The organism is Janthinobacterium salmonicoloratum, assembly GCF_051380845.1.
Lineage (GTDB): Bacteria > Pseudomonadota > Gammaproteobacteria > Burkholderiales > Burkholderiaceae_D > Janthinobacterium > Janthinobacterium lividum_F.
In genome coordinates, this window is sequence record NZ_JBNYXV010000001.1 from 317,641 (window position 1) to 331,137 (window position 13,497).

The window sequence follows — 13,497 nt, forward strand, 5'->3', positions numbered from 1 at the left end:
GACACGATCATTATCGTTAATCGGCAAGGAGAACAAAGGGCTGAGGTGAGAGGCAATTCCATGCCAGTTTCAGCGCTGGCATGGAAAGTATTACTAAAGATGCATTACTTGCGTGTACTTATTTACGTGCGGCGCGCGCCTTCTGTGCCGCTTCGATGATGGCGACCACGCCGGGCTTGTCGCCCGCCTGGGCGAACTGCACGGCCGTCCAGCCATGGTCGCTCTTCAGGCTCGCGTCCGCGCCCCAGGACAGCAGCAGCTTCACGGCGCCTTCCTGCCCTTCGCGGGCGGCAAACATCAGCGGCGTGATGTTGGCAGGCGCGCGTGCATCGACCACGGCATCGCGGTCCAGTAAAACCTTCATGATGGGCAAGTCGCCCGCCGAGGCCGCATAGTGCAACGCCGTCCAGCCGCTCTGGTTGACCTTGGCGCCCTTGGCCAGCAAGGCTTGCACGGCGTCCTGCTTGTGCTTGTAGGCCGCCATCATCAGCGCCGTATTGCCATTGGCCGAACGGGCTTCCAGGTCGATGCCGGGAGAGTCGAGCAGCAGCTTGAATACCTTGTCAGCATCGTCGCGCAAGGCCAGCACGAGAGGAATGTCGCCCCGCTGCGCGTCAGGCTGGTTCGGATTCATGCCCTCCGCCAGCATGCTGCGCACGCCGCTGACATTATTGACGGACACGGCGCGGAAGAAGGCGTCCGGTTCCGGCGCCGCCTGGCTGGCCGTCGCGCAGCACAGCAGCATCGCAGCAGCGAATTTTTTCATCATGTCTTACCTTAAGAAGTTATGGCAACTGATTGAATAACTTGAAGAAATTATCCGTCGTCTGGCGCGCCACCTGCTCCAGGGGGATGCCTTTCAAGGTCGACAGGTATTCCGCCACGTGGGCCACATAGCCGGGCTCGTTCATGCGGCCGCGGAAGGGCACGGGCGCCAGGTACGGCGAATCCGTCTCGATGAGGATGCGCTCGAGCGGCACTTCCAGGGCCACGGCCTGCAAGTCTTTCGCGCTCTTGAACGTGACGATGCCGGAAAAGGAAATATAGAAACCCATGTCGATGGCGGCGCGCGCCACTTCCAGCGATTCAGTAAAGCAATGCATGACGCCGGCCACGCCGCCGTCCGACACGCCAGCACCCTCTTCGCGCATGATGCGTATGGTGTCTTCGCTGGCCGCTCTTGTGTGAATAATCAAGGGCTTACGGGTGATTCTTGAAGCTTTGATGTGCGTGCGGAAACGCTCGCGCTGCCACTCAAGGTCGCCCGTCAGGCGGAAATAGTCGAGGCCCGTCTCGCCGATGGCGATAATCTTCGGGTGATCGGCCAGGCGCACCAGGTCTTCCACGGACGGTTCAGGCGTGTCCTCGTAATCGGGATGCACGCCGACGGAGGCGAAGATGTGCGGATACTGCTCGGCCAGGGCCAGCACCTGTGGAAAGTCCGGCAAGTCGACGGACACGCACAGGGCGTGGGTCACCTTGTTCTCGGCCATCTTGGCGAGGATCTCGGGCATGCGAGCAGCCAGCTCGGGGAAATTGATATGGCAATGGGAATCGATATACATAAGGCGGGATTGTACCGGAGGGAGCGAAATCTGGCAGGGGGAAGGAGCAAATCCGTCCTGCCGCTAACTACTCCCACGTTACTCCCGCGCGGTTCGCCTACTGCCCCTGCGGCGGCTGCCACAGCTCCACCTTGTTGCCCTCGGGATCGATGACCCAGCCGAACTGGCCATACTCGGAGTCGGGCGCCTTTTCCAGCACGTTGCAGCCCTCGTCGCGCAGAGTCTGCAGCAGCGCGTCGAGGTCGTCGACCCGGTAGTTGATCATGAAGGCGGCCTTGCCAGGCGCGAATTGCTCGTTGTCATCGGCCGCGACCGACCAGATGGTGGTGCCGCCAGTGGGCTTGCCATCGGCGTCCGTCCAGGTGAAGGCGGCGCCGCCCCACGGCTGCACGTCCAGGCCCAGGTGGCGCTGGTACCAGGCGCGCAGCGCGGCCGGGTCTTGTGCATGGAAAAAGATGCCGCCGATGCCAGTCACTCGTTTCATGCACGCCTCCGTTGTTGTCCAGTGCCTTGACTGTAACACCCTGCCCCGGACATGGCAAACAGCGCGGAGAGCTTGCGCCAACGCGCTTGACCAGGATAAGAAAGACACGCCAAGAATACAATAATTAAGATTAACTTTTCAATGCAAGCCTTTGATTTTATTGGCAACTTGATGCGTAATCGATCAACATATCTTCCAGGAACAGCTTGGGCGACAAGGGGTGTTCGGCAATCGCCCGGCGTTCGTTGGCGGCCTTGATGGCGGCCATCAAACGGCTCACGTTGATGCGCCCGGCCAGCGCTTCCAGTTCACGCCGGTGGCGCGGGTAGTAGCGGATGGTGCCGGACAATTTGACGGAAAACACGTCATACAGCCAGCGCTGCAGCGATGCCACCAGTGGCGCCAGAGGCGCCTTCTGCAGCTTGTCGGCGGCTTTCAGGGCCGCTTCCACACCCGGGTTGGCCAGCACCTGCAGCAATTGTTCCGTTTCTTCACGGCCGCCCGATTCGGACTGGGCCAGCGCGGCCAGCGGCGCGCCGCCCTGCTCGCGCAGCCAGCTGTCCGCATCGTTCAAACCTTGTTGCTTGAGCCAGGTCAACGCCTGCTCATGGCTGGGCATGGGCAAGGCAAACTTCCTGCAGCGCGACAGGATCGTCGGCAGCAAGCGATCCAGGCTGTTCGAGGCCAGCAGGAACAAGGTGCCCGGCGGCGGCTCTTCCAGGGTCTTCAGCAAGGCGTTCGACGCGGGCGTGTTCAGCGCCTCGGCCGGGTACAGCACCACCACGCGCAAGCCTTGGCGGTGCGTGGAAATGTTCATGAAGTCGGCCAGGTTGCGGATCTGCTCGATCTTGATGTCTTTCGACGGCGTCTTGGTCTTGGCGCTTTTCTTCGCGCCTTCGCCATCTTCGCCGTCGTCGGCCACCTCGTCTTCCAGCGCTTCCGGACGGACCCTGCGGTAATCGGGATGGTTGCCCTGGCTAAACCAGCCGCACGAGGCGCAGGCGCCGCAGGCATGGCCGTCGGCGCGCACGTCTTCGCACAGCAAGGCCTGCGCGAAATGCTCGATGAAGTCGGCCTTGCCGATGCCCTGCGCGCCATGGAACAAAATGGCATGCGGCATGCGCGGGCGCAGGGCTTGCAACTGCTGCCAGGCGTCCTGTTGCCACGGATAGAGAGGACTGTTCATTTTATTCCTTGTCAATCAGTGGCTTGCAATACTTTTCTCAAGCAATACATCAAGCAGTTTTGCCAGCTGTACCTGGATATCAGCGATGCTTTGCGTGGAATCGATGATGCGGAAACGTCCGGGGAACTGCGCCGCGCGGCGCAGGTACTCGTTGCGTGTGGCGGCAAAGAAGTCCGATCGCTCCTGCTCGAACTTGTCGAGCGCGCGCGTGGCGTCTAGGCGGGCACGGGCCACGGCCAGCGGCACGTCGAACAGGAATGTCAAGTCCGGCTGCAAATGCGGATGCACCCATGCTTCTAGCGCTTCCATCTTGCCCAAGTCCATGCCACGCCCACCGCCCTGATAGGCGAAGCTGGCATCGCTGAAGCGGTCGGAAATGACCCACTCGCCACGCTCCAGGGCAGGCGCGATGACTTGCGCGATGTGTTCGCGGCGGCTGGCGAACATCAATAAGGCTTCCGTTTCCAGGTGCATTTTTTCATGCAGCAGCAGTTCGCGCAGCTTTTCGCCCAGGCTGGTGCCGCCCGGTTCGCGCGACGACACGAGGCTTACGCCCCGCTGCTGCAGGTAGTCGGTGACAAAGCCGATATGCGTCGACTTGCCCGCGCCATCGATGCCTTCGAAGGTGATGAAGCGGGGTTGATATTGTTGTGTCATGAAACTCTTAATCTTGTAATGATATTAACGCTGATACTGGTTTACGGCGCGGTTATGGTCGGGCAAGTTGGCCGAGAACTGGCTGGTGCCGTCGCCACGTGCGACGAAATACAGCGCTTGCGTGCGGGCCGGCGCCAGCGCCGCCGTCAGCGATTGCGCGCCAGCCAGGGCGATCGGTGTGGGCGGCAAGCCGCCGCGCGTGTAGGTATTGTACGGGGTGTCCGCTTCCAGGTCGCGTTTGCGGATCTTGCCCTGGTAGTTGTCGCCCATGCCATAGATCACGGTAGGGTCCGTCTGCAGCAGCATGCCTGTTTTCAAGCGGTTGACGAACACGCCGGCGATCATGGCGCGTTCGGACTTTTGCCCCGTTTCCTTTTCCACGATGGAAGCCATGATCAGCGCCTCGTACGGGTTTTTATACGGCAAGGCCGGATCGCGCTTGAACCACGCCTCCGACAGGCGGCCGATCATGGCCGTGTGCGCTTGCTTGAAGATCTGCATTTCGCTGGCGCCCTTGGCGAACAGATACGTATCCGGGAAGAACAAGCCTTCCGGCAACATGTATTCCGGGCTGATCTTCGCCATCAGCTCCTTGTCGGACAGGCCCGCCGTATCGTGCTTGAGGCCAGGGTGGTTGGCCATCGCGGCGCGCATCTGCTTGAAAGTCCAGCCTTCGATGATGGTCAGCGACTCTTGCGCGAATTCACCGCGCGCCAGCTGCGTGATCAGGCGCTGCGGCGTGGTGCCCGGTTTCAACTCGTAGGAACCGGCCTTGATCTTCGAGGTCTTGCCTTCGATGCGCGCCAGCATGTTGAACAGGATGGGCACGATGGGCACGCCCGCGTCCGCGATCTGCTGGCCGGCCGCATGCGCGCCGCTGCCCGGCGCGATCGTAAACGGAATCGCTTCGCCGTCCGTGGTGATGGGCTGCTGCGCCCAGTACACAAAAGTACCACCGACGCCGATGGCGGCGATGACTGAACTGACTACAAGTTTTTTAAAGAAAGCCATTGTTCCGATTCTTGTGATGCGGGCGCTGATGGCCAACGTCCGCTTGTTATGATCGTTCATTTGTGAAGCAAGTGCGCGCAAAGCGGCGCCAACACTGGCAAACTTGCCGCTGCCGACGCAATCTGCGCGACATCACTATAATGAACCCGTAATGATAATGCTTAATCGCTGATCTAATGGAAATTATGAATAACTGGAATCAATTTTTAACAGCACAAGGCGCCCGTCCCGCTGCCATCGATGGCGCGCCTGACAGCACCGCCCCCATCGCCGCCGCCCCTATTCACGATTTCGGCCAGTCCCTGACAGTGTCCCAGCTGCAAGAAGGTTTTGTCGCGGCCATCACGGACCAGGGCTTGATCGGCTTGAACGGCGACGAGGCGGCCAGTTTCCTGCATGGCCAGCTGACCAACGATGTGGAACACCTGAGCCAGGAGCAAGTGCGCCTGGCCGGTTACTGCACGCCGAAGGGTCGGCTGCTGGCCAGTTTCCTGATGTGGCGCAACGCCACCACCATTTATCTGCAATTACCGCGCGCCATACAGCCAGCCATCCAGAAGCGCCTGCAGATGTTCGTGCTGCGCGCCAAGGCCAAGCTGCATGACGCATCCTTTGATGAAGCCAACCAGGTCATCCTGGGCCTCGGCGGCCAAAGGGCCAGCGCGGCCCTGTCCGCACTGTTTCCCACTCTGCCCGCCACGCCGTTCAGCAAAATTGAGCATGCGCTGGGCACCCTGCTGCGCGTGGCCGATGCGTTTGGCAGCGCCCGCTATGAATGGCTGACCTCTGCCACCACGGCGCGCGACGTGTGGCCGCAGCTGGCCGGCACTCTCGCCAAGGGCGGGATGGATGCCTGGCGCCTGTCGGAAATCCATGCGGGCATCCCGCAGATCACGGCCGCCACGCAAGAGCAATTCGTGCCGCAAATGGTCAATTTTGAATTGCTGGGCGGCGTCAATTTCAAGAAAGGCTGCTACCCGGGCCAGGAAATCGTCGCGCGCAGCCAGTACCTGGGCAAGCTCAAGCGCCGCACCACCCTCGTCAGCATCGATGACGCGTCGGCAGTGGCCGGTGGCGAACTGTTCGCCGTCAGCGACCCGGAGCAGCCTTGCGGCATGGTCGTCAACGCGGCGCCCAACGGCAGCGGCGGTATCGACGCCCTCGTTGAAATGAAGTTGGGGGCGATAACAGAAGGTTCAAGCGCAGCCGGCGCCGTGCGCTACGGTTCGGCCCAGGGCGCTCACGTGCAGTTCCTGCCCATGCCTTACGTGCTCGACGCACTCGACTTGTGAGAATGCCATGAAAGATTTATACATTTACTATCAAGTGAAGGAAGAGCACGCCCAGGCGCTGGAAGCGCGCGTGCGTGCCATGCAAGCGAAACTGGCGGCCGCCTCGGGCGTGGCGCCGCAACTCAAGCGCCGCCCTGACAGCAAGGATGGCTTGCAGACGTGGATGGAAATCTATCCCGTCGTCGGCGAAGGTTTTGCCGAACTATTGGCCACGGCCGCCGACGAGGCGGGCTTGCTGGCCCTGACGGCAGGCGCGCGCCATACGGAAGTGTTCATGGATTTGCCTCCATGTGCCTGATCGTTTTTGCCTGGAAAGTCAATCCGCACATCCCGCTGATTGCCGCCGCCAACCGCGACGAATTCTATGAACGCGCCAGCGCCCCCGCCGGCGCCTGGCCCGAGCACCCGCAAGTGTATGCGGGCCGCGACCTGCAGGCGGGCGGCAGCTGGATGGGCATCACCCAGGCGGGCAGCGGCAGCTCGCGCTTTGCCGCCATCACGAATATCCGCAGTCCGCAAGACCGCAACCCGGACGCCCCCTCGCGCGGCGCCCTAGTGGCTGACTATCTGGCCGGCAATATGTCGCCACAAGATTACATCGCGCAAATCCGCCCCGGATGCAAAGCCTACAACGGTTTTAATCTGGTGCTGGGCGATGCGCATACGCTGATCTGGTTTTCCAACCGGGGCGATGGCGATGCGCGCAATGGCCAGCCCCTGGAGCCGGGTATCTACGGCTTGTCGAACGCCCTGCTGGACGCGCCGTGGCCAAAAGTCTTGAAGACCAAAGCCCAGTTCGCCAGCCTGCTGTGCCAGGGAGCGCCCGATGAAGCGTATTTCGACATGCTGGCCGACACCACGCGCGCGCCCGACTTCCGCTTGCCGGACACGGGCGTGCCGCTCGACCTCGAACGCGTACTCTCCGCCGTCTGCATCGAAACACCGGGCTACGGCACGCGCACTTCCACCGTCGTGAAACTGTTCCCGGATTCTCCCGGCGAACTGCATGAGCTGGTAATTCAGTAATTCTTGCGGGGCCGGCACCGTCCGGCTCCGCCCTGTTTTCCGCATCCCTTCCCTCCTGCACGGCTTTCTTGTCTAGGCAAAATATCGTTCGCGCAAAAAAAGAAAGCGCTTGCGCAAGCGCTTTCTTTTGTTTACGATAGATTCAAACGCGGCGACACAGCCGTACCCAATCGCAGCACACAATAATAAAAAAACCTCAGGAGACACCATGGCCACCATGGAAGATGTAGCGCGGGCGGCGGACGTATCGCTGTCGACCGTTTCCCACGTACTCAACGGCACCCGCAAGGTCAGCCCAAAAACCGTCGCCGCAGTCAACGCGGCCATGCAGCAGATCGGCTATGTGCCGAACATGCTGGCCCGCGCCCTGGCCGGCTCCTCGTCGGGCACCATCGGCGTGGCCATTTCCGCTTTCACCAATCATTACTTCAGCGAAACCGTACGCGCCGTCGAGGCAGCCTGCACGCGCCATGGCTTGATGATGCTGTTTTCCGATACGCATGATGATCCCGAGCAGGAATTGAAAGTGGTGCAGAACTTGCACCAGCGCCGGGTCGACGGCATCGTGCTGGCGCCGTCCGGCGATCCCCACAACCGCGCCCTCGAGTACTTAAACAGCAACAAGATCGCGTCCGTGCTGGTCGACCGCATGTCACCGCAACCATTCGACCAGGTGGGCGTGGAAAACATCGAGGCGACGGCCCAGCTGGTCAGCCATCTGATCGCGGCCCACGGCCACCGCCGCATCGGCTTCATCGCGGGCGCGCCGGGCCTGTCCACGACGGACGAGCGTATTGCAGGCTACCGCCTGGCCTTGCAGCGCGCCAATATCGCCTTCGATGCGGATCTGCTGCGCTCGGGCGACTCCAACCTGGAACGCAGCGGCGCGGCCACGCGCGAATTGCTGGCCCTGCCCGCCGCACAGCGTCCCACGGCCATCGTTGCCGGCAATAATCTGATGACCATCGGCACCATGCATGCCTTGCGTGACGCCCACATTGCGGTACCGCAAGGCGTGGCCCTGGCCGGCTTCGATGATTTCGACTGGGCCGATTACTTCAGCCCGCGCCTGACCGTGATGGCGCAGCCGCTCGAAGAGCTGGGCGCCATGGCTGTCGACCTGCTGATCGACCGCATCGCCAATCCGGGCCGCGCCCAGCATGTACAGCGCTTGTCGCCGACCCTGCGCGTACGCAATTCCTGCGGCTGCCCCTGACCTTTTACTGTAAACAATATGCATCCAGCTATTTCCCTCGGTATCGATCTCGGTACCTCCGAACTGAAAACCGTGCTGATGGACAGCGCGGGCAAGGTGCGCGGCCAGGCTTCCGTGCGCCTGGACGTCAGCCGCCCGCAGCCGGGCTGGTCCGAACAAGCGCCGCAAGACTGGTGGGCCGCCTGCGTCAACGCGCTGGGCCAGCTGCGCGCCGGCTGGCCGCAGGACTATGCGCAGATCGCCTGCATCGGCCTGTCGGGCCAGATGCATGGCGCCGTGCTGCTCGACGCCAACGATAGCGTAATCCGTCCCGCCATCCTGTGGAACGATGCGCGCGCCGAAGCCGAAGCGGCCACCCTCGCGCGCGACTATCCCTCGTATGCGGACGTGACGGGCAGCCTGCCCATGGCGGGATTGACGGCGCCGAAACTGCTGTGGCTGCAAACGCACGAGCCTGACGCTTTCGCCACCATCGCCTGCCTGCTGTCGCCGAAAGACTATCTGCGCCTGCGCTTGACAGGGATCAAACTCACGGACATGTCCGACGCGGCCGGCACCCTGTGGCTGGACGAGGCCAGGCGCGCATGGTACGCACCCATGCTGGCCGCCTGCGGCTTGACGCTGGAACAAATGCCGGCGCTGGCCGAAGGCGACGCCGCCACGGGCACCGTGCTGGCCGCCATCGCCGACCAGCTGGGCTTGCCCATGGACGTGGTGGTGGCCGGTGGTGGCGGCGACAATCCCGTCTCGGCCGTGGGCATCGGCGCCGTCAATGGTGGCGACAGTTTTATCTCACTGGGCACCAGCGCCGCCATCGTTTCCGTCACCGAAGCACCGCTGGGCAACCCGGCCGGCGGCGTGCACAGCTTTTGTCACGCCCTGCCCGGGCGCTGGTATGCCATGGGCGCGATCCTGTCGGGCGCCAGCTGCTTGCGCTGGGCGACGGGCGTGCTGGGCCAGCCCGACGAGGCGGCCCTGCTGGCGCTGGTGGAAGCGGGCTTGCCGCTCGATACGGCCATCGCACCGTCCGCGCCCCTGTTCCTGCCCTACCTGTCGGGCGAGCGCACGCCGCATAACGACCCGCAAGTGCGCGGCGCCTTTTTGCAACTGGGCCACGACAGCACGCCGGCGCAGCTCGGCTATGCCGTGCTCGAAGGCGTGGCCTTTGCCTTGCGCGATGCCATGGCGGCCGTCACCTCGACCGGTGCAGTGGTGCCCCACTGCATGCTGGTGGGCGGCGGCGCGCGCAGCCAGTACTGGGCACAATTGCTGGCCAATGTGCTGGGCCGTGAAATGCGCACCCTGCACAACAGCGAACTGTCGGCCAGCCTGGGCGCTGCCAAGCTGGGCTTTGCCGCCATCGGCGACACCAGCCTGCTCACGCAGGGCTTGCCCATCAAAAACACTTTCCTGCCCGATGCCGCGCACAGCGCAGCCTTGAGCATCCGTTACGGCCGCTACCGTAGCCTGTTTCCCGCCGTGCAAGCCTTGCACCAACTCAGTGATAAGGAATAGTAATGAATCAGCTGCAACAATTGAAACAGCACAGCACCGTCGTCGCCGACACGGGCGACTTCTTGCAACTGGCCCGTTTCGCGCCACAAGACGCCACCACCAATCCGTCGCTGATCCTGAAGGCCGTGCTGCAGCCCGACTACGCACCCTTGCTGGAAAACACGGTCGCCGCGCACAAGAACGCTGCGCTGGACGATATCGTCGACCAGGTGCTGGTGCGATTCGGGCTGGAAATCTTGAAGGTCGTGCCGGGCCGCGTGTCGACGGAAGTCGATGCCCGTCTGAGCTTTGACCGCGACGCCACCGTCGCCCGCGGACGCCGCTTGATCGCCCTGTACGAGCAAGCTGGCGTCAGCCGCGAGCGCGTGCTGATCAAGGTCGCCGCCACCTGGGAAGGCATCCAGGCAGCGCGTGAACTGGAAAAAGATGGCATCTTTTGCAACTTGACCCTGCTGTTTGCGTTTTGCCAGGCCGTCGCCTGCGCCGATGCGAAAGTACGCCTGATTTCGCCGTTCGTGGGCCGCATCTACGACTGGCACAAGAAGTCGCAGGGTGCGGCATGGGACGAAGCGGCGCGCAGCCTGTCCAACGATCCAGGTGTACAGTCGGTTACGCGCATCTTCAATTACTACAAACAACACGGCATCGCCACGCAAGTGATGGGCGCCAGCTTCCGCAACGTGGGGCAGATCACGGCCCTGTCCGGCTGCGACTTGCTGACCATCAGCCCGGATTTGCTGGCCAAGCTGGAAGCGGCCGATGCGCCGTTCGAGCGCGCCCTGGGCGGCGACTTGGGCGCGGCGCAGCCGGCCATCACGTATGACGAGGCGGCCTTCCGCTACGCATTGAACGACGATGCGATGGCCACCGAAAAGCTGGCCGAAGGCATCCGCGGCTTCGCCGTCGATGCGGGCAAGCTGGACGCCATGATCGAGAAATTACGTAGTCACTAAGTTTTTACCCGTAGCACCGTTTGTTTTTCACAATAAAAACCCTTGGAGATCCTCATGAAAAAAGTCATTACCGCCTCCCTGCTGCTGTCCGTCGCCTGCGGCGCTTTCGCCGCTGACAAACCGCTGAAATCGATTGGCGTCAGCGTGGGCGACCTGGCCAACCCGTTCTTCGTGGCCATTGGCCGCGGCGCGGAAGAAAGCGCGAAAAAGCTGGGCGGCCCTGGCGTGAAAGTCACCACTGTTTCCAGCAAGTATGACCTGAACACCCAGGTGGACCAGATCGAGAACTTCATCGCCAATAAAACCGACATCATCATCCTGAACGCCGTCGACTCCAAGGGCATCGCGCCAGCCATCAAGAAAGCGCGCAATGCGGGCGTGGTCGTGATCGCTGTCGACGTGGGCGCCGTGGGCGCTTCGGCGACCGTGATGTCCGACAACACCATGGCTGGCGACGTGTCGTGCGCCTACCTGGCCAAGCAGATCGGCGGCAAGGGCAATGTGGTGATCCTGAACGGCCCGCCGGTCACGTCCGTGATCGACCGCGTCAATGGCTGCAAGAAAACCCTGGCCGCGTTCAAGGATATCAAGATCCTGTCCGACAACCAGAACGCGGGCGGCAGCCGTGACGGCGGCATGACCGTGATGTCGAACTTGCTGACGGCCCATCCGAAGATCGACGGCGTATTCGCCATCAATGATCCGACGGGCATCGGCGCCGAACTGGCGATCAAGCAATCGAAGCGCACGGACGTGAAACTGATCACGGCAGTCGATGGCGCGCCCGATGGCCAGAACGCCCTGAAAAACAAGGCCGGCCTGTTTGCCGCCACCTCGGCGCAAAACCCGTACCGCATGGCCACCGACGCCGTGCAGATGGGCTACGACATCATGAACGGCCGCACGCCGAAACAGACCATGGTGCTGTTGCCGACCCCGGCCATCACCAAGGAAAACGTCGCCACCTACACGGGCTGGGTAAAGAACTGATCTGCCTGACCTGAACCACGTGGCGCCGCCGGCCAGTTGGCAGGCGGCGCCAGTTTCACAAGCAAGGAAGGACAGTCATGAGCGACGATATTATTTTTGAAATGCGCGGCATCGAGAAGCGCTTTGGCGCCACGCGCGCGCTGCGCGGCGTGCACCTGACGGTGCGCAGCGGCGAAATCCATGCCGTGATGGGCGAAAACGGCGCCGGCAAGAGCACCCTGATGAAAATCCTGTCCGGCGTGTACACACCGGACGCGGGCGAAATCATCCTCGACGGTAAACCGATTCGTATCCGTAACCCGGGCGAGGCACGCGCACTCGGCATCAACCTGATTTACCAGGAACTGAGCGTGGCCAAGAACATGACGGTGGCGCAAAACGTCTTCATGGGCAGCGAGCCGCAAGGACCGTTCTGGACCGTCAAGGGCGGCGAAATGCGCGCGCGCACCAACGCCATCCTGGCCGACCTCGGCTCCCGTTTCGACGCCGACACCATGGTCTCGACATTGTCGATCGCCGAGCAGCAGCAGGTGGAAATCGCCCGCGCCCTCGTGCACGAAAGCCGCATCCTGATCATGGATGAGCCCACTGCGGCCCTGTCCGACCGGGAAACCGAACAATTGTTCCGCATCATCGAAGAACAGCGCGACAAGGGTCTGGCCGTGCTGTACATCAGCCACCGCATGGCCGAGGTGGAACGCCTGGCGCGCCGCATCACGGTGCTGCGCGACGGCGCCTATGTGGGTGAACTGGGCAAGGATGAGCTGGATCAAAAGAAAGTCGTGCAAATGATGGTGGGCCGCCCCGCCGACGACTTCTATGCGCACCAGCGGCGCACCACGCGGGGCGCCGAGCGCCTGCGCGTGGAAAACGTGGGCGGCGGCAAGGTCAAGCCCGCCTCGTTCGCCCTGCATGCGGGCGAAGTGACGGGCCTGGCTGGCCTCGTCGGCGCGGGCCGCACGGAACTGGCGCGCCTGATCTTTGGCGCCGACAAGAAGCAATCAGGGCAAGTGTGGCTCGATGGCCAGGAAGTGCACATCCAGCGGCCGCTGGCTGCGATCCGCCACGGCATCGGCTACCTGCCGGAAGACCGCAAAAGCCTGGGCTTGTTCATGCAGCTGTCGGCCATGGAAAACATGTCGATGAATATCCTGTCCAAGCATTCCACGGTGGGCGTGGTCAACCGTGGCGCCCTGACGCAGCTCACGCGCGAGGCCATCAGCAACCTCAACGTGAAAGTGTCGGGTCCGGAAGGCATCGTCGGCGGACTGTCCGGCGGCAACCAGCAGAAAGTCTTGCTGGCGCGCTGGCTGGCCATCGCGCCGAAAGTGCTGATCCTCGATGAACCGACGCGGGGCGTGGACGTGGGCGCGAAGAGCGAAATTTACAAGATCATCCACCAGTTGGCGGATGCGGGCACGGCCGTACTGTGCATTTCCAGCGAACTGGCCGAGCTGGTCGGCATCTGCGACCGCGTGATGGTGATGTGCGAAGGACGCCTGACGGGTGAAGTGACGGGCGACGATATCACGCAGGAAAACATCCTCGCCTACGCCACGCAGCTGGAAGCGGCGTAAGAATACGCATTAGAATAATCACTCA

General features: G+C 62.5%; 14 protein-coding genes. 8 read left to right on the plus strand and 6 right to left on the minus strand.

Annotated features, from left to right (window positions below; genetic code table 11):
• Positions 1-118 precede the first annotated feature (118 nt).
• The 6 genes from ACQ4WY_RS01430 to mltG form a co-directional block, all read right to left on the minus strand.
• Positions 119-769, minus strand: coding sequence for an ankyrin repeat domain-containing protein (locus ACQ4WY_RS01430; protein ID WP_436502498.1), 651 nt, complete (start codon positions 767-769; stop codon positions 119-121).
• 16 nt (positions 770-785) lie between these two features.
• Positions 786-1,565: a TatD family hydrolase gene (locus tag ACQ4WY_RS01435; protein ID WP_353657086.1), complete on the minus strand. Its 780-nt coding sequence runs from the start codon at positions 1,563-1,565 to the stop codon at positions 786-788.
• A gap of 97 nt (positions 1,566-1,662) precedes the next feature.
• Positions 1,663-2,049: a VOC family protein gene (locus ACQ4WY_RS01440; protein ID WP_436502499.1), complete on the minus strand. Its 387-nt coding sequence runs from the start codon at positions 2,047-2,049 to the stop codon at positions 1,663-1,665.
• Positions 2,050-2,206: 157 nt separating this feature from the next.
• The gene (locus tag ACQ4WY_RS01445) at positions 2,207-3,235 is read right to left on the minus strand and encodes a DNA polymerase III subunit delta' (protein WP_436502500.1); all 1,029 of its coding nucleotides are present in this window, start codon (positions 3,233-3,235) and stop codon (positions 2,207-2,209) included.
• A 15-nt stretch (positions 3,236-3,250) separates the two neighbouring features.
• The gene (gene tmk, locus ACQ4WY_RS01450) at positions 3,251-3,892 is read right to left on the minus strand and encodes a dTMP kinase (RefSeq protein WP_436502501.1); all 642 of its coding nucleotides are present in this window, start codon (positions 3,890-3,892) and stop codon (positions 3,251-3,253) included.
• A gap of 24 nt (positions 3,893-3,916) precedes the next feature.
• Positions 3,917-4,903, minus strand: a complete 987-nt coding sequence (gene mltG / locus ACQ4WY_RS01455; protein WP_436502502.1) for an endolytic transglycosylase MltG — start codon at positions 4,901-4,903, stop codon at positions 3,917-3,919.
• A 176-nt stretch (positions 4,904-5,079) separates the two neighbouring features.
• Between mltG and ygfZ the strand changes: the two genes are divergently transcribed.
• The 8 genes from ygfZ (at position 5,080) to ACQ4WY_RS01495 (ending at position 13,472) form a co-directional block, all read left to right on the plus strand.
• Complete coding sequence (gene ygfZ, locus ACQ4WY_RS01460) at positions 5,080-6,195, plus strand: CAF17-like 4Fe-4S cluster assembly/insertion protein YgfZ (RefSeq protein ID WP_436502503.1); 1,116 nt, start codon at positions 5,080-5,082, stop codon at positions 6,193-6,195.
• Between the two features lie 7 nt (positions 6,196-6,202).
• The gene (locus ACQ4WY_RS01465) at positions 6,203-6,493 is read left to right on the plus strand and encodes a DUF4936 family protein (RefSeq protein WP_436502504.1); all 291 of its coding nucleotides are present in this window, start codon (positions 6,203-6,205) and stop codon (positions 6,491-6,493) included.
• Positions 6,484-7,221 carry an NRDE family protein gene (locus tag ACQ4WY_RS01470; RefSeq protein ID WP_436502505.1) on the plus strand — a complete coding sequence of 246 codons (738 nt, stop codon included), beginning with the start codon at positions 6,484-6,486 and terminating at the stop codon, positions 7,219-7,221. The genes ACQ4WY_RS01465 and ACQ4WY_RS01470 overlap by 10 nt, the downstream gene beginning before the upstream one ends.
• 208 nt (positions 7,222-7,429) lie before the next feature.
• Positions 7,430-8,437 (plus strand): LacI family DNA-binding transcriptional regulator, encoded by a 1,008-nt coding sequence (locus tag ACQ4WY_RS01475; RefSeq protein ID WP_436502506.1) that lies wholly within the window; start codon positions 7,430-7,432, stop codon positions 8,435-8,437.
• A 30-nt stretch (positions 8,438-8,467) separates the two neighbouring features.
• On the plus strand, positions 8,468-9,952 hold the full coding sequence (xylB, locus tag ACQ4WY_RS01480; protein WP_436504377.1) for a xylulokinase: 1,485 nt from the start codon (positions 8,468-8,470) through the stop codon (positions 9,950-9,952).
• A 2-nt stretch (positions 9,953-9,954) separates the two neighbouring features.
• Positions 9,955-10,905, plus strand: coding sequence for a transaldolase (tal, locus tag ACQ4WY_RS01485; protein WP_436502507.1), 951 nt, complete (start codon positions 9,955-9,957; stop codon positions 10,903-10,905).
• 54 nt (positions 10,906-10,959) lie between these two features.
• Positions 10,960-11,895 carry an ABC transporter substrate-binding protein gene (locus tag ACQ4WY_RS01490; RefSeq protein ID WP_353657076.1) on the plus strand — a complete coding sequence of 312 codons (936 nt, stop codon included), beginning with the start codon at positions 10,960-10,962 and terminating at the stop codon, positions 11,893-11,895.
• Positions 11,896-11,972: 77 nt separating this feature from the next.
• A complete protein-coding gene (locus tag ACQ4WY_RS01495; protein WP_436502508.1) occupies positions 11,973-13,472 on the plus strand; it encodes a sugar ABC transporter ATP-binding protein in 1,500 nt (499 codons plus the stop codon).
• Positions 13,473-13,497 lie beyond the last annotated feature (25 nt).

Excerpts from the sequence above, each read along its gene's own strand:
- ACQ4WY_RS01430 (WP_436502498.1), bottom strand. The coding sequence starts at position 769 with ATGATGAAAAAATTCGCTGCTGCGATGCTGCTGTGCTGCGCGACGGCC.
- ACQ4WY_RS01435 (WP_353657086.1), bottom strand. The coding sequence starts at position 1,565 with ATGTATATCGATTCCCATTGCCATATCAATTTCCCCGAGCTGGCTGCT.
- ACQ4WY_RS01440 (WP_436502499.1), bottom strand. The coding sequence starts at position 2,049 with ATGAAACGAGTGACTGGCATCGGCGGCATCTTTTTCCATGCACAAGAC.
- ACQ4WY_RS01445 (WP_436502500.1), bottom strand. The coding sequence starts at position 3,235 with ATGAACAGTCCTCTCTATCCGTGGCAACAGGACGCCTGGCAGCAGTTG.
- tmk (WP_436502501.1), bottom strand. The coding sequence starts at position 3,892 with ATGACACAACAATATCAACCCCGCTTCATCACCTTCGAAGGCATCGAT.
- mltG (WP_436502502.1), bottom strand. The coding sequence starts at position 4,903 with ATGGCTTTCTTTAAAAAACTTGTAGTCAGTTCAGTCATCGCCGCCATC.
- ygfZ (WP_436502503.1), top strand. The coding sequence starts at position 5,080 with ATGGAAATTATGAATAACTGGAATCAATTTTTAACAGCACAAGGCGCC.
- ACQ4WY_RS01465 (WP_436502504.1), top strand. The coding sequence starts at position 6,203 with ATGAAAGATTTATACATTTACTATCAAGTGAAGGAAGAGCACGCCCAG.
- ACQ4WY_RS01470 (WP_436502505.1), top strand. The coding sequence starts at position 6,484 with ATGTGCCTGATCGTTTTTGCCTGGAAAGTCAATCCGCACATCCCGCTG.
- ACQ4WY_RS01475 (WP_436502506.1), top strand. The coding sequence starts at position 7,430 with ATGGCCACCATGGAAGATGTAGCGCGGGCGGCGGACGTATCGCTGTCG.
- tal (WP_436502507.1), top strand. The coding sequence starts at position 9,955 with ATGAATCAGCTGCAACAATTGAAACAGCACAGCACCGTCGTCGCCGAC.
- ACQ4WY_RS01490 (WP_353657076.1), top strand. The coding sequence starts at position 10,960 with ATGAAAAAAGTCATTACCGCCTCCCTGCTGCTGTCCGTCGCCTGCGGC.
- ACQ4WY_RS01495 (WP_436502508.1), top strand. The coding sequence starts at position 11,973 with ATGAGCGACGATATTATTTTTGAAATGCGCGGCATCGAGAAGCGCTTT.